17 protein-coding genes are annotated in these 21,003 nt (G+C 53.3%); 4 read left to right on the top strand and 13 right to left on the bottom strand.

Annotated elements, in window-relative coordinates; translation table 11 throughout:
* The first annotated feature begins 14 nt into the window (after positions 1 to 14).
* From thiM to thiE, 3 genes are read left to right on the top strand one after another with little or no spacing between them, the layout of a single operon-like run.
* Complete coding sequence (gene thiM, locus AC0LWN_RS00585) at positions 15 to 812, top strand: hydroxyethylthiazole kinase (protein WP_474662723.1); 798 nt, start codon at positions 15 to 17, stop codon at positions 810 to 812.
* Positions 813 to 839: 27 nt separating this feature from the next.
* On the top strand, positions 840 to 1,658 hold the full coding sequence (gene thiD, locus AC0LWN_RS00580; RefSeq protein ID WP_474663539.1) for a bifunctional hydroxymethylpyrimidine kinase/phosphomethylpyrimidine kinase: 819 nt from the start codon (positions 840 to 842) through the stop codon (positions 1,656 to 1,658).
* Positions 1,655 to 2,311, top strand: a complete 657-nt coding sequence (gene thiE / locus AC0LWN_RS00575; protein ID WP_474662722.1) for a thiamine phosphate synthase — start codon at positions 1,655 to 1,657, stop codon at positions 2,309 to 2,311. Before thiD ends, thiE begins: the two co-directional genes overlap by 4 nt.
* 106 nt (positions 2,312 to 2,417) lie before the next feature.
* Here the strand turns inward: thiE and AC0LWN_RS00570 are convergent, their stop codons facing one another.
* Positions 2,418 to 2,963 carry a GNAT family N-acetyltransferase gene (locus AC0LWN_RS00570; protein WP_474662721.1) on the bottom strand — a complete coding sequence of 182 codons (546 nt, stop codon included), beginning with the start codon at positions 2,961 to 2,963 and terminating at the stop codon, positions 2,418 to 2,420.
* A gap of 101 nt (positions 2,964 to 3,064) precedes the next feature.
* On the opposite strand from AC0LWN_RS00570, the gene AC0LWN_RS00565 reads away from it, so the two are divergent.
* Positions 3,065 to 4,888 carry an ABC transporter ATP-binding protein gene (locus AC0LWN_RS00565; protein WP_474662720.1) on the top strand — a complete coding sequence of 608 codons (1,824 nt, stop codon included), beginning with the start codon at positions 3,065 to 3,067 and terminating at the stop codon, positions 4,886 to 4,888.
* An 11-nt stretch (positions 4,889 to 4,899) separates the two neighbouring features.
* Here the strand turns inward: AC0LWN_RS00565 and AC0LWN_RS00560 are convergent, their stop codons facing one another.
* The 12 genes from AC0LWN_RS00560 to AC0LWN_RS00505 form a co-directional block, all read right to left on the bottom strand.
* Positions 4,900 to 5,838, bottom strand: coding sequence for a hypothetical protein (locus tag AC0LWN_RS00560; RefSeq protein WP_474662719.1), 939 nt, complete (start codon positions 5,836 to 5,838; stop codon positions 4,900 to 4,902).
* Positions 5,839 to 5,859: 21 nt separating this feature from the next.
* Positions 5,860 to 6,555: a pseudouridine synthase gene (locus tag AC0LWN_RS00555; protein ID WP_474662718.1), complete on the bottom strand. Its 696-nt coding sequence runs from the start codon at positions 6,553 to 6,555 to the stop codon at positions 5,860 to 5,862.
* A 159-nt stretch (positions 6,556 to 6,714) separates the two neighbouring features.
* Entirely contained in the window at positions 6,715 to 7,800 is a 1,086-nt protein-coding gene (gene asd / locus AC0LWN_RS00550) for an aspartate-semialdehyde dehydrogenase (protein ID WP_474662717.1), read from the bottom strand.
* 123 nt (positions 7,801 to 7,923) lie between these two features.
* Positions 7,924 to 9,132 carry a VWA domain-containing protein gene (locus tag AC0LWN_RS00545; protein ID WP_474662716.1) on the bottom strand — a complete coding sequence of 403 codons (1,209 nt, stop codon included), beginning with the start codon at positions 9,130 to 9,132 and terminating at the stop codon, positions 7,924 to 7,926.
* Complete coding sequence (locus AC0LWN_RS00540) at positions 9,133 to 11,478, bottom strand: DUF5682 family protein (RefSeq protein WP_474662715.1); 2,346 nt, start codon at positions 11,476 to 11,478, stop codon at positions 9,133 to 9,135. It lies immediately after the preceding gene.
* Positions 11,475 to 12,578 (bottom strand): AAA family ATPase, encoded by a 1,104-nt coding sequence (locus tag AC0LWN_RS00535; protein ID WP_474662714.1) that lies wholly within the window; start codon positions 12,576 to 12,578, stop codon positions 11,475 to 11,477. The genes AC0LWN_RS00540 and AC0LWN_RS00535 overlap by 4 nt, the downstream gene beginning before the upstream one ends.
* A 288-nt stretch (positions 12,579 to 12,866) precedes the next feature.
* On the bottom strand, positions 12,867 to 14,705 hold the full coding sequence (locus AC0LWN_RS00530) for a HEAT repeat domain-containing protein (RefSeq protein WP_474662713.1): 1,839 nt from the start codon (positions 14,703 to 14,705) through the stop codon (positions 12,867 to 12,869).
* A gap of 39 nt (positions 14,706 to 14,744) precedes the next feature.
* The gene (locus tag AC0LWN_RS00525; RefSeq protein ID WP_474662712.1) at positions 14,745 to 16,184 is read right to left on the bottom strand and encodes an SWIM zinc finger family protein; all 1,440 of its coding nucleotides are present in this window, start codon (positions 16,182 to 16,184) and stop codon (positions 14,745 to 14,747) included.
* Between the two features lie 274 nt (positions 16,185 to 16,458).
* Positions 16,459 to 17,061, bottom strand: coding sequence for a response regulator (locus tag AC0LWN_RS00520; protein WP_458965746.1), 603 nt, complete (start codon positions 17,059 to 17,061; stop codon positions 16,459 to 16,461).
* Positions 17,058 to 18,203 (bottom strand): sensor histidine kinase, encoded by a 1,146-nt coding sequence (locus tag AC0LWN_RS00515; RefSeq protein WP_474663538.1) that lies wholly within the window; start codon positions 18,201 to 18,203, stop codon positions 17,058 to 17,060. The genes AC0LWN_RS00520 and AC0LWN_RS00515 overlap by 4 nt, the downstream gene beginning before the upstream one ends.
* A gap of 353 nt (positions 18,204 to 18,556) precedes the next feature.
* A complete protein-coding gene (desA, locus tag AC0LWN_RS00510; protein WP_474662711.1) occupies positions 18,557 to 19,621 on the bottom strand; it encodes a Delta(5) desaturase DesA in 1,065 nt (354 codons plus the stop codon).
* A 125-nt stretch (positions 19,622 to 19,746) separates the two neighbouring features.
* The gene (locus AC0LWN_RS00505; RefSeq protein ID WP_474662710.1) at positions 19,747 to 20,955 is read right to left on the bottom strand and encodes an MFS transporter; all 1,209 of its coding nucleotides are present in this window, start codon (positions 20,953 to 20,955) and stop codon (positions 19,747 to 19,749) included.
* Between the last annotated feature and the right edge of the window lie 48 nt (positions 20,956 to 21,003).

Raw genomic sequence — 21,003 nt, 5'->3', positions numbered from 1 at the left:
AGGAGTGATAAATAATGTCATTTTTATCCAAAGTACGGGAAAGCAATCCGCTGGTGCATAACATTACGAATATCGTGGTCGCGAACTTCAGCGCGAACGGGCTATTGGCCTTGGGCGCTTCGCCTTTTATGGCCGATGCACATGAAGAAGTAGCAGACATAGCGGCTATGTCGGGGGCTGTTGTGCTCAACATCGGTACACTGAACGACTATGCCATCAGTTCTATGCTCCTGGCCGGACAAGCCGCTAACCGCCATCAGGTGCCGGTGGTACTTGATCCGGTGGGTGCCGGAGCCACAGCTTACCGTACAGAGGTTACGCAAAGGCTGGTGAACGGTATGCAGATTACCGCGCTGCGCGGCAACGTTGCCGAGGTGGCCCATGTGGTCGGGGAAAGCTGGAGCATTAAAGGCGTGGATGCCGGAGCTGGAGACGGCGATGTGGTGGCACTCGCGGTAAAAGCTGCCCGGAAGCTGAATTGTGTCGTGATCATCACCGGCAAAGAGGATGTCATCACGGATGGCAGCAGCACCTATATAGTCAGCAACGGCCATCCCATTCTGACCAAGGTTACCGGTACAGGCTGCCTGCTCAGTGCGGTTGTGGGCGCTTTTCTGGCGGCCAGCGGCGGAGCCTTGCTGGAGGCGGCGGCGGAAGCTCTCTCCTTCTACGGCGTTGCGGCTGAGATTGCCGCCGAGCGGACGAACGGGCAGGGTCCGGGCAGCTTCCAGCCCGAATTCTTAAATCAACTGGCGCTTGTTACTCCGGAAGTATACTCCGAACGCTCCCGTGTGCAGCGGCTTGAACAATAACGGCAGGCTATCAAAGGAGAATTTATGATGTCAAAAGTATTCAAGGCATTAACTGTCGCCGGTTCCGACAGCGGCGGCGGTGCTGGCATTCAAGCCGATCTCAAAACCTTTCAGGAGCTTGGAGTATACGGCATGTCCGCACTTACGGCGGTAACAGCGCAGAACACGCTAGGTGTACAAGGCGTGTACCCTCTTGAAGTGGAGGCTGTTGCTGCACAGCTTGATTCGGTTGGAAGCGATCTGGCGCCGGATGCGGTCAAAACCGGAATGCTGTTTAGCACCAGGTTAATTCGCGTGGTGGCCGACAAGGTCCGTCAATACGGCTGGACCAGGCTTGTTGTCGATCCGGTGATGATTGCCAAGGGCGGCTCCCCCCTGCTCCAGCAGGAAGCCGTACATGCGCTGATTACCACGCTGCTGCCGCTAGCCTTAGTCATCACGCCGAATATTCCTGAAGCGGAAGTTCTCACCGGGATGACAATCACCTCTATGGCCGATCGTGAAGCGGCCGCCAAGCTCATTCATGCGATGGGACCGCAATACGTGGTGCTCAAAGGCGGTCACGATGAAGAAACAGCCCTGGTGACGGACCTGCTCTATGACGGGCAGGAATTCGCCTATATGGAGAGCCCGCGCATTCATACCCGGCATACGCATGGAACGGGCTGCACCTATTCGGCAGCGGTTGCTGCCGCATTCGCTAAGGGTCAGGGGATCGTGGAGGCGACCCGCACAGCTAAAGCTTTTATCCAGGCGGCGATCGAAGACAGCTTGAACCTTGGAGCGGGACATGGGCCAACGAATCATTTTGCTTATCAGAACAGACTCCGGGGGGTGCGGCAATGAACCGGATCAACAGTGAACATATGCGGGGAATGCTGAAGCTGTATTTCATTATGGGCAGTGTAAATTGCCGGAGATCACCACTCGATACTCTTGCGGCGGCCATTGAAGGCGGAATAACCATGTTCCAGTTTCGCGAAAAGGGCCAAGGCGCGCTGACCGGACAGGCATACTTCGAGCTGGCGAAGCAGCTTCAGATGAGCTGCCGGGAGCACCGTGTCCCTTTTATCGTGAACGATGATATCGAGCTGGCAGTTGCCCTTGATGCGGACGGCGTACATGTCGGCCAGAGCGATGCGCCGGCCCGCTCGATCCGCCAGCGTCTCGGAGCGCACAAAATCGTCGGCGTCTCTGCCCATACCCTGGACGAAGCGCGGCAGGCAATCGCTGACGGAGCGGACTACCTGGGAGTCGGCCCGGTCTATCCGACCAGCTCCAAGGATGACGCCGAACCCGTTCAGGGAACTGCTGTAATTGAGGAGCTTCGGCAGAGCGGGCTCACTATTCCCCTCGTTGGCATCGGCGGGATAACGGCAGCGAATACCCCCCCGGTGATCAAGGCTGGCGCAGATGGTGTTTCCGTGATCTCAGCAATTGCCGGTGCGGAGGATATCAGCAGGGCAACGCGGGAATTCCTGCGGGCGATTCAGCCGTAGCAGATTTAGCATCAGCCTGCGGGTCCACCGCTTGGCCCGGATTAAACAAAAAGCACAGCAGCCTGAAATGCGGCGCTGTGCTTTTTGTTTTCTTTTAAATTAGGCGCTAGTCCCTCCATCTTCCCATCACAACCGTGTTGTAGTAGTTGCCGTCAGACAGAAGCTTGTCTTTTTGCAGCACGCCTTCAACTTCGAATCCCAGCTTGCGGTAGAGGTTAATGGCGCTGCTGTTGGTCTCCAGAACATACAAGGACATTTTGCGGATGCCGCTGGATTCGGCCCAGGCAATCGAGGTTTGCAAAAGGTTATTCCCGATGCCGTATCCCCAATATTCCTGCAGCACTCCTATTCCAAACTCCACTTTATGTGCTAGCCGTTGTAAACTATTGCCTTCACATCTGGAGAATCCAGCGATTCTGTCATTCACAACCGCCACCAGAAAGAGATTCCTGTCATTTGCGGTATCCCTTTGAATAAGCTGATCAAAACCGGCTGCATCAATGTAAGCCTCACCGCGTACACGGTCCAGGTTCTCTGTCTCTCCATCAATCTGCAACCGGACCTCTGAAAGCTCCAGCGCATCTGCAGGCACGGCGGATCTTATGGTGTAGCTCAATCCGTTTCGGGTGAATTGCTGTGGCTCAATTTTCATGCTGTACCCCCCTTCCCATTCAATTAGTTAATTTACATCAGCCTGATATTGGCGTATTATCCAGAAGGAAGTAACTAATATTCAGAAGCTGGTGATCTATAGTGTCAAGAGGTTTCGGATCGGTCGGCAGCGGCGGCCACGGCAAATTGAAATTCGCTGATGATGAAGTGAAGCCCAATCTGTCCAAAGCGCTGCTGCTGCGTATATCCAAATATTTCTTACCGTACTGGAAGCAAACGCTCCTAGTAATGGCTGAACTAATTGTATCCGCTTTATTGGGTCTGCTGCCGCCCCTGCTGATCCAGCAAATTATCGACGTGGCGCTGCCTGATAAAAACCTTCAGCTCCTCATTCTGCTCGTTGTCCTTTCGCTGGGTACGACTGTCGCAACCGGTCTGCTGGGTGTGCTGCAGAATTATTTGAATTCTTTTATCTCGCAAAATATTGTCCATGATATGAAAAACCAGATGTACCGCCATTTGCAGAGGATGCCCCTGCAGTTCTACTCGGGAGTCCAGCAAGGCGAAGTGATCACGCGCATGACGAGCGATATTTCAGGGGTTCAAGGCGTGTTCAGCAGTACGGTTGTTAACTTTGCCAGCAATCTGCTGATCCTCGTCGCCACTACCGGGACATTGTTCCTCATGAACTGGAAGCTGGCGATCCTCGGTGTGCTTGTCGTTCCTCTTTTTGTGGTGCCCACCCGAAAAATGGGCAATGTGCGCTGGAAGCTGGCCAAACAGACCCAGGAAAAGATTTCCGAGCAGAATCAGGCCATCCAGGAAACGCTCAGCATCAGCGGATATCTGCTAATGAAGCTGTTCACCAAGGAAGCAGCGGAGTACGCAAACTTTACCACCATTAATGCTGAAGCGACGCGGCTGCAAATCCGGGAATCTATGGCCGGCCGCTGGTTCCTGATGGTGCTGTCCACCTTTACCAGTATTGGTCCGATGCTGATTTATCTGTATGGCGGTTATCTTTTTATTCAAGGCGAACTGTCCATAGGAGCCATTGTCGCCTTTGTCGCACTGCTGGGCAGACTCTACGGCCCTGTGATGCAGCTGACGAATCTGTATGTGGATATCAAGCGCTCTACAGCACTTTTTGAACGGATTTTTGACTATTTTGACATGGAGCCGCTGATTGTCGATGAGCCCCAAGCAATGCCGATCAGCGCAGCAGGCAAAAATATCGAATTTCAGAATGTCTATTTCGCCTACCAGCCGGATAAACCGGCCGTTCAAGGAATCTCCTTCACCGCTGCCGCCGGAACACTGACTGCACTGGTTGGGCCTAGCGGAGGAGGCAAAACAACGATTACGAACCTCATTCCGCGCCTCTATGAAATCCAATCGGGAGCCATCACTATTGGCGGCAGAAGCATTCGTGAATTTACGCTGGAGTCGCTGCGTTCGCAGATTGGCCTCGTGACGCAGGATACTTATCTTTTTAATGGAACCATTCGCGAAAATCTCGTCTACGCAAACAGCGAGGCCAGTGAGCCGGAGATTATTGCCGCCTGCCAGGCCGCCTACATCCATGACTTTATTATGGGTCTGCCGGATGGTTACAGCACCGTAGTGGGCAACCGGGGAATCAAGCTGTCCGGCGGCGAGAAGCAGCGGATCTCCATCGCCAGGGTGCTGCTGAAAAACCCTCCGGTCATCATTATGGACGAGGCCACATCTTCACTCGACACAGCATCTGAGCACTATATTCAACAAGCGATGCATTCCCTGCTGCGGGGCAAAACCAGCATCGTCATCGCCCACAGGCTCTCCACGATCATGGCGGCTGATCAAATCCTCGTCGTTCAGGCCGGATCAATCATCGAGGAAGGCACACATCAGTCACTGCTCGAGAAAAATGGCGTGTACAAGGATTTATATGACAAGCAGTTTGAGCCAAAGGTGTTGAATTAGCTGAAACAGCTTTACTTGGACAGCGTGTTGCTCAGCGGTTTCAGCTTATCCATCCAGCCCTTGATCTGATCAAAGGAGCCTGTTTTGATAGTATTCAAGTAAGTGTCCACAAACCCGCCGTCTCCGGAGGTCTGCCCCGCCAGCTTATAGAACTCAGGAAAAAGAGCCTTGGCTTCATCCAGCCGGCCCAGCACGAGATAGGCATCGAGCAGCACCTCCAGGGTGCCTTCGGTTGGATCTGCCTTGTAATTCTTATCCCCTTGCAGCAGTTGCTTCTCCCAATATTGACGAGTTTTTGCGGCGTTAGGAACATACTGATTACCCTTGAGCTCATACGCCGCAAATAACGCGGGTCCCAGCGGCATCTGACCGGAATAAGGGCTTGCCAGCAGCTCCGGGCTGCCGTCCTGATCCACATCCTCATATTTCAGCAAAACATTGTCATGAACGGTAACCTTCATAGCCCCGTCTACTTTCTCCAGAACGATATAGGCAGACTCTGGACGGTTATCCGCCAGGCTGAACATAAATGTAGGCCGATTGTTCTGCATAAGCGACTCTGTCCAAATGTTCTTCGCTTTATTCGAGATGTAGCCGCCTTCAATGGTCAAACCGGCCTGCTGGCTGTCAAAGAGAATCTCCTGCTTGTACGTTATCAAAAATTGCGTATAGTCAAAATCGCCGCTGTTCCAGTAATAAATCTCATAGGTCTGTCCGTCCAGCGAAGCGGATTCCTTATGGACAAAGCCGGAATATTTATTCTCAATTGAGTTGGCCGGTGAGGGCGATGCTGCCAGAGATGGCTGAGCGGATGCAGCCGCTGATTGGGTTGGTGATGCTGTTGCCGTTGCCGCGGGAGTTTCTGTTGGGTCTGCTGCCTGTTTAGCACCTGATGACGAGCACCCCGTAACTATTAATAGAGTAATAAAAAAGCTCACGTATTTCTTCATTTGAGTCTCCTCCACAATGATTCAGTCGTTTAGACGGTCAAGAAGCTCTGACAGCTCATCGTTCCCCAGGTGTCTCCACTGCCCTCTTTCCAGTCCGTTCAAAGTAATATTCATAATGCGCATCCGCTCCAGACCGAGTACACGATAGCCCAGTTCCTTGCACATGCGGCGGATTTGCAGATTAAGCCCCTGAGTAAGAATAATTCCGAATTGGGTTTCGCTTATCTTATAGGTCGTGCATGGTTTGGTCCGGGTCCCCAGGATCTCCACGCCTCCGGCCATCTTCTCCAGGAATTCTTCAGTCACGGGTTTATCGACGGTAACGACGTATTCCTTTTCATGCCCGTTCTCCGAGCGCATCATTTGGTTCACAATACTTCCGTCATTGGTCATAAGGATCAGACCCTCGGAATGTTTATCCAGTCTGCCAACGGCGAAGATTCGGGAAGGATATCCGACAAAATCAATAATATTCCCCTCCACCTGGCGTGCAGAAGTACAGGTAATGCCTATAGGCTTGTTAAGCGCCAGATATACAGGCTCTCTTGTGGCAATAGTAATGGGAGCACCGTCTACAGCAACAATGTCCTCAGGCTCCACATTGTCTCCTTTTTCACATACCCTGCCATTGATCGTAATCCGTCCGGCGGAAATCATCCTGTCGGTTTCTCTGCGCGGGTATAGCCCGGTTTCACTGATGTATTTGTTAATTCGCATGCATACGCCCGCTTTCCTGTTCTCTAAATGAGAGACACCTGAAATTGCCTTGTTATATCTTACCATTTCTCAGGACTGATGTCAGGTGAACGCACAAACAGCCTATCAGAGTAGCTCTGGCAGGCTGTTTGTATGCAAATACTATTTAAGGTCCTGGGATTACTTCGGCTGAATATAGCCTTCAGCTTTCAGCAGCTCCGCGATCAGAACAGCACCACCCGCTGCGCCCCGTACCGTATTATGAGACAGGCTGACGAATTTGTAGTCGTACAATGAATCTTCACGGAGTCTTCCGGCCGAAATTCCCATCCCGTTCTCGATGTCACGGTCAAGCTTGGTCTGCGGTCGGTTATCCTCTTCGAAATAAGTGATGAACTGCTTAGGTGCGCTTGGCAGCCCCAGCTCCTGAGGACGGCCCTTGTAGCTGTTCCAGCGTTCAAGAATCTCTTCCTTGGATGGCTTCTGCTCAAAGGATGCAAACACCGCAGCCATATGTCCGTCAGCGACAGGCACACGGATGCATTGGGTGGTGATGACTGGCTGTTCGCTTTTGACAATACCATTGTCGGTCACGCTTCCCCAGATCCGCAGCGGCTCCTGCTCGCTCTTCTCTTCCTCGCCGCCAATGAACGGAATTACATTATCAATCATCTCCGGCCAATCGGCAAAGGTCTTGCCGGCCCCGGAAATCGCCTGGTAGGTTGTAACGACAACCTTCGAAGGCTTGAAATCATGCAGCGCATGCAGTGTAGGCATGTAGCTCTGAATGGAACAGTTAGGCTTCACGGCGATAAAGCCGGTTTCGGTTCCCAGACGTTTCCGCTGCTGGGCAATAACCTTGAGATGCTCCGGATTGATCTCAGGAATTACCATCGGAACATCCGGTGTCCAGCGGTGTGCGGAGTTGTTCGAAATGACCGGCGTTCCGGTGCGTGCATACGCCTCTTCCAGCGCCTTGATCTCTTCCTTCTTCATATCTACGGCGCAGAAGATCAGATCTACATCTGCAGCCACTTCCTCTACTTTGGAGGCATCCTGAACCATGATGCTCTTGACAGCCTCCGGCATCGGTGTGGACAGCTTCCATCTGTTATTTACCGACTCTTCATAGGTTTTCCCAGCCGATTTGGCGCTGGCGGCAATAGCCGTCACTTGAAACCAAGGATGATTCTCAAGAAGTGCAATAAAACGCTGACCCACCATGCCTGTACCGCCGACAATACCCGCTCTCAACTTACTTGACATAAGAAATTCATTTCCTTTCAAGCAGCACGTCGATAAGTGCTTTTTAATAACCGATTATAAATGATATATGCAGCTTACACAATATGTGATTGTAAAGTATATGTTTCCATAGGCAGAAATGACTTAAGAGGCTCCCAGACGTTTGGCCAATTCGCCAAGATCCTGGCCTTTGAGTGCACCTTCCACGAGTGCGGGCAGCAGAGCCGGAGTGCAGGCAAAGCAAGGTGTGCCGTCACGTGTAAGCTGCGCAGCCAAACGCTCGTCGTAGGAAGGCTTGCCTTCATCCGACAAAGCCAGCAGCGTCATCGTGCGGACGCCAGACTCGCGCAGCTCACGCATCCGACGCACCAGCCCGGCCTGGTTGCCGTTCTCATACAGATCCGAGACAATAATGAACAATGTCTTCTTCGGCTCTTCAATGAACTGCTCGCAATACTTCACAGATTTGTGGATATCCGTTCCGCCGCCAAGCTGAATGCCGAACAGCATATCCACGGGATCATTGGCACACTGCTCCGTCAAATCCACTACCTCGGTATCAAAAACTACTACACGGGTATTCAGTGCCGGGATGCTGGCGAAGATGGAGCCGATGACCGAAGCCCAGATAATGGAGCTTGCCATCGAGCCGCTCTGGTCAATATCTACAATAACGGTCCATTCTTTGCTCCGGCGGGCCCGGTCAAAATAAAAAAACCGTTCGGGGATCAAAATCCGCCGCTCCTGATCATAGTGCTTCAGGTTCCGCTGAATCGTCAGCTTCCAATCCAGCCCGCTGAGCGAAGGCAGCGGCGAATGCTGCCGCTTGTTCAGCGCCCCTGTAACCGCACGGCGGATATCTGTTTCCAGCAGCTTGACCAGATCGTCAACCAGCGCCTTGACGAGCAGCCTTGCCGTATCTTTGGTTTTCTCCGGGATCTTGCCCTTGAGCGACAAAAGTGTGCCAACCAGTTGAATGTCGGGCTTCACAGCAGCCAGCAGCTCCGGCTCAAAAAGAAGCTGCTTCCAGCCCCGCCGCTCCATCGCATCGCTCTGGATGATCGACACCACATCCTCCGGGAAATAGCTGCGCACATCTCCGAGCCATTTGGAGAGATGCAGGGCGGCATGCCCCGTTCCTGCGCCCTTGCCTCTGCCGGAGGAAGACCCTGTCCCGCCGCCACCGTCTGTATCATCATAGATGGCGGCAAGCGCCGCATCCATTATCAATTCCTCATCAGTCAGGCTAAGCTGGCCACCTTCGCCATAGCCTGACAAGGCTTGTTCTGCTTCCTGGCCCAGAATGAGCCGCCAACGGGCAACTGTGCTCTCCTGCTTGTTCTCATTCACCATCTAAAAATCCCCGAAGTCAAAATCATTCAAATCGTCCAGCATCTTGGCTTCATCCTCCTTCAGTTCTCCGGTGAGAATCTCAGCCGCCTGCTCCACATCCACACCCCACAGCTCGCCCAGCAGCTCAGAGATCATCGTCTTCTCGCGCGGCGAAAAGGTGCTGAATGCCCGGCGCAGGAACACCAGCGCCCGCTTGAATTCCTCATCCTCCAGCGCGTTGATGTAATCATTAAGCTGTTCCCAGAGACTCATCCGGGACAGCAGTCCATAGCGGTTACGCATGGACAGTCCTTCGAACCAACCCGCACCGAGGTCGGCGGGAATACCAGGCGACAAACGGCGCGAGACCTCGGAGGCGACGTCTGCCGCCGAGATGGCGCCGCGTTCCATCAGAATCGCACAGGCAAAGCCAGACAGACGCGGATTCCGGTCATCCCGCTCCGCGAGATGCAGCAGCTCTTGCAGCCATAATGCTTCATCGACCGTTTCGCTGTGTTCCAGCGAGATCACATTCAGCTCATTCATGGCAATAAGCATTTTGCCGGCGGCTTCATCATTACAGCTGCTGGCATCCAGCAGGAACAGACAGCCGCGCCGGAACAGCTCCTCCATGAGCGGCACAAGCGGGGCGGTGTCTACCTTGCGGATGTCGCCGAAGCCGATGATCGTTGCCAGCTCGCGGGCGGCTGCCGCAATCCCGACAACGTCGCGGCTGTCAACTGCGAGACTCTGCAGCACCCTGCTGCTCTCCTCCATCTGTGCGGTCATTCCGCACTCACAGGCCAGCCGGATAAGCGCCGAGGCTTCGGCAATGGAGCGGCATTCCTGCAGCTTCTCGCGCAGCACATAAGCAGCTGCTACCTCAACGGTCTCGCCGAGCAAGGTCGATTCCACGACCTGAATCTCCACCTCGGGAGACCACTGGATAATCCAGTATTCCGCCCATGTGGCTCCTTCCTGGCCGCTGGGCCTGTTCTTGGCAAAAGAGATGCCGAGCAGACCCAGCCGGTGGAACAGAATGGAGCGGTGCAAATCCAAAAAGGCCGCCTCCTGGCTGGAAACTCTGCGATTCTCTCTAAGGTCGAGCGACAGCTCGGTGGCTACAGTCGTTTTGTATTTCTCCAGCTTATAGCGCTTCAGCAGCCGGCCCAGGTCATCCTGGATCGGCGTCTGGCTGACGCCGTCGGCAAGGTTGCCGATGGCTGTGCCGACATCCACTCTCGCCAGTCCATCAGCTACGGCTGACAGCTCGCCGTGCCCAAGCAGCGTCTGCGCGGCATCGCGCAAATCGCGCAGCGTAGGCGCACTCCCGCCGTGCAGCGCAGCAAGCGACTCCGCCAGCCGCACCGCCTCGATCACCTCGGCGGTGGAGCGGTGTGTACCGCCGCTGCGCACATGGCGGGCCACCGTGGACAGATAGAGATGCGGCAGCTCCTCAGGCCGTCCGGCCGTCATCGTCTCCCACATCATCTCAAAATAATGCGGCGCTCCGTTACCCGCGCCATAACCCGACATCGTGGACAGCTTGTAGTACGAGTAAGGCATCAGCGTCAGCTTGGTGCTGCGCGAAGGCAGCCCCGCCAGCTCGGAATCAGTCATGGCCTCCGTTAAGCCGGCAAGCGCTGCCGCATGATAGGCGCCGCAGATGACCACAATCTTCTGCGGATCATGTCCGGCGGCAATAGTCTTCTGGATCTGCCGCCGCATGTAGGCTTCGCGCAGCGCATTATATGCATGCTCCTTCGGCTGCTCCAGCTGCTCCTTGCCTTCCGACAGCTCCCGCATCTGGGCGGAGAAGGAAAGAATCGCCGCCCGGTACGCTCCGGCATTTGCGTTATGCTCGAAATTACGCTCCCAGTACATATCATAATCATGTTCTCCGGCAAGCCGGGCAATCCGGCTGTAGATGGACTCCGGTTCCTGAATGTCTTCACTTGCAGGTTCACCGGATTCAACTGCCTCAGGCTTCGTTCCCCTCCCGGAGATTTCTTCCCGTCTCATGGCATCCTGCAGACTTAGGGTAACGGAGGAAGGAAGATCAATAAATGCCGCTTCGGCCCCGTTCTCTTTCGCCCATTTCATGCCCTGATACTCCGGGGAATAGACGGCAAAAGGCCACAGGACGGTTCGTACCGGCAATTCCTCAGTGAAGGCCAGAATCGCCACCGGAGGTTTCGTCACCTCATGCGTCAAATGACGGATCTCACCGGTCGCATCGCTAGGGCCTTCAATAAGCACTGCGGTCGGCTGAAGCTCATTCAGGTAATCCAGTACATGCTTCGCGCCGCCCGGAGACAAATGCCGCACCCCGAAAATATGTACCCCGGCTTCAGCAGTCGCCTTCACTCGTTCATCTCCTTACAGGCCTGATACAGGCCGCGCCATTCCGCTCCTTTTTTCTTCATTACATTATCAAGGTATTCCTTCCAGACCAGCTTATCCTTGTCATCATCCTTGACAATGGCCCCCTGGAGTCCAGCAGCAAGGTCGCTGTTGGTCAGCTCACCATCACCGAAGCTGGCCGCAAGCGCCATGCTGTTCGTCAAGAGTGAAATGGCCTCTGCGGTAGAGATAACTCCGGTCGGTGTTTTCACCTTTTCCTTCTTGTCCAGCGTCATGCCGCTGCGCAGCTCGCGGAAGATCGTAACCACCTTAAGCAGCGCTTCGTCGGCCGGAACGGCAGCCTGCAGCTCATAGGAGGACGCTATTTCCGCGACTCTCTTCTTCACAATCGACAGCTCTGTATCAATATCTGATGGTGCGGGCAGCACAATGATGTTGAAGCGCCGCTTCAATGCCGCCGACATTTCGTTGACCCCACGGTCCCGCGTATTGGCTGTGGCAATAATGGAGAAGCCTTTGCGGGCTCCGGCCTCCTTGCCCAGCTCCGGCACGGAGATCGTCTTCTCCGACAGAATGGAGATCAGCGCATCCTGCACCTCCGAGGCGCAGCGGGAGATTTCTTCGAAGCGGGCGATCCCGCCATCCTCCATCGCACGCATAATCGGGCTTTTGACCAGCGCTTCCGGGGTAGGACCGTTTGCCAGCAGCATCGCATAGTTCCAGGAATAGCGCACATGCTCTTCACTCGTTCCGGCAGTTCCCTGCACAACCAGCCCGGAGTTGCCGTAGATCGCCGCGGCCAGATTCTCAGACAGCCAAGATTTGGCCGTCCCCGGCTCGCCGATCAGCAGCAACGCCCGGTCAGTGACCAGTGTAGCCACCGCCATCTCAATCAGACGCGTATTGCCGATATATTTCGGCGTGATCACCGTTTTGCCCGCCTTGCCTCCAGCAATGAAGGTCAGCACTGCGCGCGGAGACATCTGCCAGCCTGCGGGGATTTTTCCGGTATCCTCCTTCTTCAGCGCTTCCAGCTCTTCACGATACAATATCTCTGCCGGCAGCCGCATATAGTCTTGAAGCTGCTCTTGTTTCGTTGACATGGACACCTCTCCTTATGCAGTACTTTAGATTTTCATATTAGGGTTTGGTCGTAACTGCGGGGAATGTTTGGACTTCCGGCCGCTGCCCGCCTGCAGATTTCTTGATTTATACCGCTCTTCGCGGTTGAAATCCGCAGACAGCCTAATCATCCGGCCAGCTTTCCTACGGAAAGCTCTCAGGCGGTCGCTACCGCTCCGTAAGTATCCAAACTTCCCCTCCGCACTCCTACCTTTTTTATGATTTTTTTAAGTTCTTATATAGTTATCAGAGCTTCATCAACTAGCCTGCTACATTTTACTCCGCAGATGGATAATCAAGTGCTCAAGCTGCCTATGGCTTTCATATCTGTATTTCGGAAGCAGCGCTTCTATGCGGCTGATATAGTCAGGCGAGAAGCTCAGCATCTGATTAAGCAGGTAGTAATCGAACATATACGGACTGTATGACTTGTCATTCTCCAGGACACTAATCAGCAATTCCTGACGCTCAGTCTCTGCCATGCCCGAACGTTCAAGTCCCATAAAGATATGATTAATAGCATCATGGCTGCGCCGTTTGCCCTGCTCCTGAAGCTTGTTCAGCAGATAGCTGCGCACTCCATCATGACCGGGACGGGCAAAGGCGCTTGCCAGATCGAGCGAATTGCGTTCAATGAACCAGTCCAGCCAGTGCGGGTCCCATTTCGCGGCAATGGTCTCCGCAGACAGCATTTCCCGGGCATAATACTCCCGCTCGCTTGACAGCTCCCAGCTCGCCTCATAGACAACTCTCTCCACGTTCACAATTTGCCGTTCGATGGTTTCCAGAAGCATCTGGGCGCGCTGCGCCGCATCCTTGGATATCTTGGATTTCAGCTTGTTCATCATCGTACCGCCGAACTCTTTATACAGGTCCGCAGGTGTCGAGAGCTGCTGGGCTGCCCGGAAATAATTCGGCAAATAGCGGGAATTCAGCTTCTCCAGCTCCTGCAGCTCCGCAAGCGCCGGCCCGGACGAAGTCTGTTCCTTATACAGCGCCGCACGATCAATCAGCGGCATCCAGCCAAGTGAAGAGAAGCGGTGATATTCCTTGATGACATAGCTATAAATTTCATCAAGCTGTGAATTCCGCTCCTCATAGAGTGCTGTCAGGAAAGGCTGAATTCCATCCCAGACAGCCCCTGTTTTCTTCTTGTCCCCATTCTCCACCGGAGCTTCGCGCAGTTCCTCCATAAATAGAGTGGACAGCCTTGCACCTAGCTCTGCGGAGGGCCACTTGGCTAAAGCATCCGCCACCAGCGCCCGGTCCTTCTTCGCGGTAAAAGCTTCGATCAGCCGCTCCCCGCCCTGCAGTGAGCCGCCTGCCGCCAATGCCGCAAACGCCGCCTCGCGGATCACCTTTTTCTTATCCGTGGTCCACTCAAGCAGATCTGAGGTGTACTCTTCATGCCCGCCAAGGCATTCGATCGCCGCTACCCGGATATCGTCACTGCCGCTTTCAGCGGCTTTGAAGATTTCACCCAGCAATCCGTCCCCGCCTACCTTGCCGATCACCTTCAGCTTGCGAACCTCGCTTCGGCCGCCGGCCGGATTAAAGCTTTCCAGCAAATAATCGGCGATAGCCGGGCCATAAGAAGGGAGAATCTCCGTCATGGCAAAATCGGCAATTTCCGAATAAGGATCGCTTAACGCCGCAATTGCCAGCGGAAGCAACCGCAAATCCTGAAATATCCCTTCCTTAAAGGCATCAACAACAATCTCATGTCTGCCGCCCCCGGTTGTAGTTAGGGCCTGCCGCACTGCGGCCAGCTTTCTGTAAGGCAGCTTAGTTTCCAGAACAAAGCTCCGGGTCCGCAAAGCTCCTGGAGTCCCGTCAGGAGTGGTAACCCCCTGTGTATAGAGCACAGATTCCAGCAGCAGGGTCAACTCCTGCAGCTGCACGGCCGGGGCAGGCTCCTGCCCTCCTGCGGGTTCGAGCAGGGAAGCGATGCCTTCGCCAAGCCGTTTAAAGACAGCGGCCCGCTCTCCAAGCTGCTGAAACTGCGGAAGCAGCCGTTTCAGGCGGAAGTCTCCGGCGGCCAGGTCACTGCCGGCAATATATAGCCTTCTGACCTCTTGATGAAGCTCTTGCAATAATGCTGTACTCATGGGCTATCCCCCTATAGATATATATAAGAACGGAATATTTTAATACATTAGCCGTGTAGTCTCGCCGTCTTTAATGACGGTTAGCGGCTGGGCTACCAGACGTCCCTGATCCAGACGGTGCTCGAACATTACCAGGATATAACTGTCAGCCAGCGATGAAGCAGGCAGGAAAGGCAGCAGATTCACAGTGCCTTGTGGCAGGGATGGAATATCCTCAAGTACCAGAGAGCTGCCAGACTCATCCGTGATCACGTACTGTCCGCTCTCCGTTACACCCAGGCTGGCTGCATGCAGCAGCAGCACAGGCGTTTTGTCGCCAAGCGGATTCTTTAATTGATTTTTGACCTTTTTAACAGCTTCCGCGTAAGAGCGGTGTGCTCTTTCAGACACAAGGACTAAGTCATCTGCTGAGACAGCTCTGCCCGTCATCTCCTCATAGCGGACCCTGGCATTCATATCACCTGGATACTTATACAGCATAGGAATCCGGGCAATTTCAAAAAAGCTGTCTTCCTCCCGCATCAGCTTAGCCGCTTTGTAAGGGCGGTAGGTCACTGTCCGGTGAATCTCGCCGTTTGCAGGCTCTACCCAGTAACCCAGATCCACATACTCCTGCCGGGCGAGATCATCGTAGCTGTAGAAGGCCAGTTGAAGCAGCTCCGCTGCTTCCTTCACCAGCCCGTATTCCTTCAGCTCGGACAGTTGCCAGGCATGTCCGAGCCATTCATCAATTGTAGATTCATGATCCAGCGCCAGCTCCGGGTCCTCTGCTCTGGCGGTCAGATAGCCCCGGCCTTTCTTGATAAAAGCATGAAGCCGGGTCAACTGCTCCATGGCATATGTATAATTCTCTTCAAGGTCCTGCCCGCCCCCAAGCAGCAGCGCAAGCCGGCGCAGTTCAATCTGCGCTCCGGACAAATAATAGTTGCCGAGCTGCTTCACATGCTCTTGAATCATCTTGAGCGTCTTACTGTCAATGGTGGACAGTCCGCCGCGGATCAAGGACAGCACCAGCTTTTCCAGCAGCTCCAGTCCTTCGAGCTGTGCGGTGATTTTTTTCTTGAGCGCGGATTTATTGACCTTCTTCGGCTTGCTCCCGCCGCCTTCGGCTGCCTGCTTCGCCTTGTTCTCCTCCCGCTTCTCAGCCTTCTCGCGTTTGGAAGCTATATCCTCCGGCACAGGTGCAGGTGTGAATGTCTGTCCTTCTGTATAAGCATAGAGCAGACCTAAAGCGTGCTTGCAGGGAAATTGGCGGCTGGGACAGGTGCAGCGGAAAACAGGATTCTCCGGCACAATAAAGTCCACAGAACATTCATAAGGGGTTTTACCGCTGCCGGCGCACTGTCCGAAGAGCAATTCACTGTTCTCAGAAATATGCAGCTGTATGAAGCTCTTCTTGCGCACCAGTCCCATACCGTTCTTGATGGCGGCGGCGTTGGGTGCGAGTGAATCAACATAGGATGATGTGAGTTCAGGCAAATGGGTTTCCTCCCGACTGGATTAAGTGGCTGAACAGCCAGAATAATTGTGCGTTGCTGAAACATGTTCTGTCATTACCATAATCAGGGATAAGAGCACATGTTTGCATTCATCATAGCAAAAATGCTTGCCGGTTCCAATCCTGAGCACCGATTCATGGGAAAAATAGTAATATTGTCCCAGATCGCGTTAGGACTCCACAGTATATCTGCAAGCAAAAAAGGGACTCCTAAGAGTCCCCTGATTCGGGTTTTATCCAACTTTCCGCAAAAACCTATTTAAACCAGCCCTTTTCTTTAAACCTGGTAATGGCTTCAATCCGGTTGCCCACATCCAGCTTGTCGAGAATGACGGAAATGTAGTTGCGGACCGTTCCGGTTGTAATGTATAGCTGGCTGGCGATCTCCTTGGTGTTTTTGCCGTCGGCGATCAGGCCCAGCACCTCCTTCTCCCGCTGTGTCAGGGGATTGGATTCGCTGCTGTAAGCCTCGTCCATAAGTTCGGGGGCATACAGCCGTTTGCCGGCCATCACGCTGCGGATCGAAAGCGCCAATTCCTCGCTCGGACTATCCTTGAGCAAATAGGCATCCACACCGGTTTTGACCGCACGTTCAAAATACCCGGCCCGGGCGAAGGTGGTCAGAATCATGATTTTACAGCCTGAATCCTTCAGCGCTTCCGCCGCTTCAAGACCGCTCATCGCCGGCATTTCAATATCCATGATGCAAATATCCGGCTTGTGCTGCTGCACCAGCTTCACGGCCTCCTCGCCGTTTCCGGCCCGGCCCACTACCTTCATATCGTCCTCCAGATCGAGCAGGGAAGCCAATGCCCCCAGCAGCATGCGCTGATCTTCAGCGATTACAATTCTGATCATTGTCCCTCTACCTCCAGTTCAGCCTGCATAAAAACATTGGGCACCTTAATAACAATCGTTGTCCCTTCATGGGCCACAATGTCCATACTGCCGTTAACAAATTCAAGCCGTTCTCTCATTCCCTGCAGTCCATGTCCTTTATTGTAATGATTCGCCGCCCCAAAGCCTGCGCCGTTGTCATGTACCCTGATAACCAGATCGGTGCGGGATGGCTCAATAAGGACCCGGCAGAGAGTGGCGCCGCTGTGCTTCACCACATTCGTTACGGCTTCCTTAAGACACATGCTGAGCACATTCTCGGTAATCAGTGAGGTATTGGTAAGCTTCGGATTGCCTTCGAGCTGAAATTCAATCTCCGCCGCCTGCAGAAACTGCTGAATCCGAATCAGTTCGTCTTCGAACCGGATACCCCGCATCTGCGTAACCATCTCCCGGACTTCCTTGAGCGCGCTTCTGGCCGTCTGGCGGACATCGTTGATTTCAATAACCGCCTGCGCCGGGTTTTTATGGATTAATTTGCCGGCGAGATCGCTTTTGAGTCCGATCAGGGACAGCTTCTGCCCCAGCGTATCGTGAAGATCACGGGCAATCCGGTGGCGTTCCTCCATTTTGACCAGCTCGGAAATCCGTTTATTGGCATCCTCAAGCTGGCCCTGCAGCTTATCCTGGTTGTTGCGGTTATACGTCGTCGCAGGTAGCAGCACCACAGCGATCATACTGACCAGAACGAACGGAAGCTGCGCGATAAATACGGGATTGCCAGTGATCAGCTCATAGTTGATCGCCACAATCGTCGTCAGCAAATGAATGGAATAGAAGGTGAAGAACCCGGCCCGCTTCTGGATATTCCCGATAAAAAAAGCCAGGAACAGCGCAAAATACATATATCCGAACAGCAGAGTCATCGTAATCGAGACGAGAATCTGCACACTGGTCCAGAAATAGACCACCCACCCCTTTGACTTGAACGATAGCACATAACAGGTGAAAAATATCGCTACCATGAACACGCCATATATCCACTGGTTCTGGTCAACAGAGGAGAAGCGGAAGATGAAATAGAACGGCAGAATGTAAAAAACGACCCATACATAAGGGCTGAGGCCAGTGCTTTTATGGAAAATGTGATGCCACTTCTGCATGTCAGCCATCCTTTTTGCCTGCAAGTTTGTACCCCCATTCTAGCATAAACCCGATGGCAACAGGCAATATGCGGCAAAAAAGAGAAAGAGCAGCACCGGCTTTCGCTATTTCCGGTCTTTTCTTCCTCTATCTGCATAAATTGAACTTGAAAAATAACCAAAAAGGGCAAAGTGACGGAGGGGAAGTTTGGATACTTACGGAGCGAACTCGTCCGCCTTTGTCTGCGGATTTCCACCGCGAAGAGCGGTAGAAATCCGCAGACAACAGCGGCCGGAAGTCCAAACATTCCCTGCAGTCACGACCAAAACCCGAAATGGAAATATCTCAAGTTCAGTTTATATGTTTACTCCATCTATTCGCTCTGCAATCCCGGCTTGATCCTCTTCAATCCGTCGGACTGCTGCTTGCTCTGCCGTTTTCTGGCTCTGAGCTCCTTGAAGCTGACAAACGTTTTGTTCTCCTCATCCCACAGACGGAAACGCAGCGCCTTCAGGCTTGAAGCAATCGTAATGGTTGTGGCATGCTGCAGCGGCGGCGAGGCGTTGTGCGCCCGCTCCAGATTGTAGTTCGGCACCTTCGGGCTTAAATGATGCACATGATGGAAGCCGATGTTGCCGGTAATCCACTGCAGCAGCTTCGGCAGCTTGTAGTAAGAGCTTCCTTCCACAGCGGCGGAGACATAACTCCATTCCGCATCATGCTCAAAGTAGGTATCCTCGAATTGATGCTGCACGTAGAACAGCCAGATTCCGAGAAAGCCGGAAAGGAACACAATGGGGAGCTGCACCAGCAGAAAAGCCTGCCAGCCGATGGCCCAAATCAAAAGCCCGTAAAGTGCCGCAATCAAAACATTGGTTAGATATGTGTTCATCCGTTCCTTGCGTTTTGCACCTCTGGCATTAAAGCGGTATATAATCACAAATACAGCAATCGGACCAACCACAAACAGGGTTAGCGGATGGCGGTAGATCCGGTAGTACAAGCGTTTCCAGGGATTCGCAGCCGCATATTCATCGGTGGTCATGATCCAGATATCGCCGATTCCCCTTTTGTCGAGGTTGCTGCTCCCGGCATGGTGAATAGAATGACTGTGTTTCCACTGGCGGTAAGGTACAAGCGTTAATACGCCTGTAATCGTCCCGAGGATATCATTGGCTTTGCGGCTTTTGAAGAATGATCCATGACAGCAATCATGGAAAATAATAAAGGTGCGGATCACAAACCCCGCCGCAGGAACTGCCAACAGGAGAGTCAGCCCATAGTGTACGGAAAGGCTGAAATATGCGGCTGCCCACAAAAACGCCAGCGGCAATAGGGTATTCACGAGTTGTCTGATGCTCGAACCCCGGTCTGTTTGCTCGTAGGGGGCCATACTTTTTTTCAATCTGGATAGCTGTGATGTCTGGCTGGTAGTCATCTTGCCCGTTTCCTCCTCGGATGCATCCATTAAAGATACATTCATCTAGCATCATTATAGAGAAGCAAACGTCACCCCAGTAAGACATAAACATCAAGGATTCAGCATGACATTTGTCACATTGATTAGGAGGACATCGGCCGTATAGACCTCTTCTCCTTCTTTCGGATCATCGGCAGCAGAACCAGCATAGCGATCAGGAACAACACTCCGCTTCCGGCAAATACCGTGAACAGCGAGGAGGCTTCCTTCAAATACCCTGCAATAGACATGCCGATGACCATAAAGCCCATAAACAATGGTCCCATGATACCGCCAACCCGCCCCATATAAGCACTCTCCGTATTTTGCATAAGCAGCGTATTGATACCAATGTGTATGCAGGGATAAAAGAATCCGCTCAGCGTCTGCAGCACAATGGTCAGCGCAACATGGTGTGACCAACCTACACCTATGGTTCCCAAGGCACTGGCGAGCAAGCCAGCAGCCAGCATAATTTGCGGCTTCACCTTGCGTCCGGCCGCCATGATCAGCGCACCTCCGACCAGCATGGAAGCTCCATTCGCCATCATTACCCATTGCAGGAACCCGCTGTCCTTGCCCAGATTCTCGATGATGACAAACACGCCAAGCGGTTGAATCAATCCGGCCGCCAGCCCTGCGAAGGCAAACGCTGCTCCAAGATTCTTCAGCACACTGCTGGAGCGCACATACCGCAGTCCGGCTGCCACTTCTGCAATAATTCCGCTTCGCACCACTTCGCCGTTCTCGATTGCGTCCTTAGGCAGCCGACTGAGAATCAGCGCCGAGCCGGTAAACATTGCCGCCATAATAACCAGAGAGACCTCAATCCCGTAATGCTGATAAATATAAGCGCCCGCCACCGGACCAATCACCATAAAGAATGCTGTCAGCGACTGGAACATCGCCATCACGCGCTGAAGCTGATCTTCCGGCACATGCTGTTTGAAGAGCTTCATCGCCGAAGGCTGCGAGAACTGTGACAGAACAGCAGATGCAAACGTAGCCAGCAGTAGAACTCTCCATGACCCCCCCGCTACCACAAGCAGGACAACCAGGACGGACACCGCCGAGAGCCCATCGCTTAAAATCATCGTTCTTTTCGGCCTCCATCGGTCGGCAAAGGTCCCCCCGATAATCGCAAACAGAAAGATCGGGGCATATTCAACCACCGAAATCAGGGATACATAAAACGGGTCATTATTTGTTATTTCTGTTACATACAGCAGAATGGCAAAATTGCGTACCCAAACACCAAGCTGCAGCAATACTCTGGACAAAACAATCGTCCTCACATACCGGTTCCTTAACACTTCAATACCCCTCCATAAAAATAAACAAATTATCAATATGTTTATTAA

This window comes from Paenibacillus sp. sgz302115, from assembly GCF_056120445.1.
Note: the sequence above shows the minus strand (reverse complement) of the source record. Positions and strands in the feature narration are given on the sequence as shown.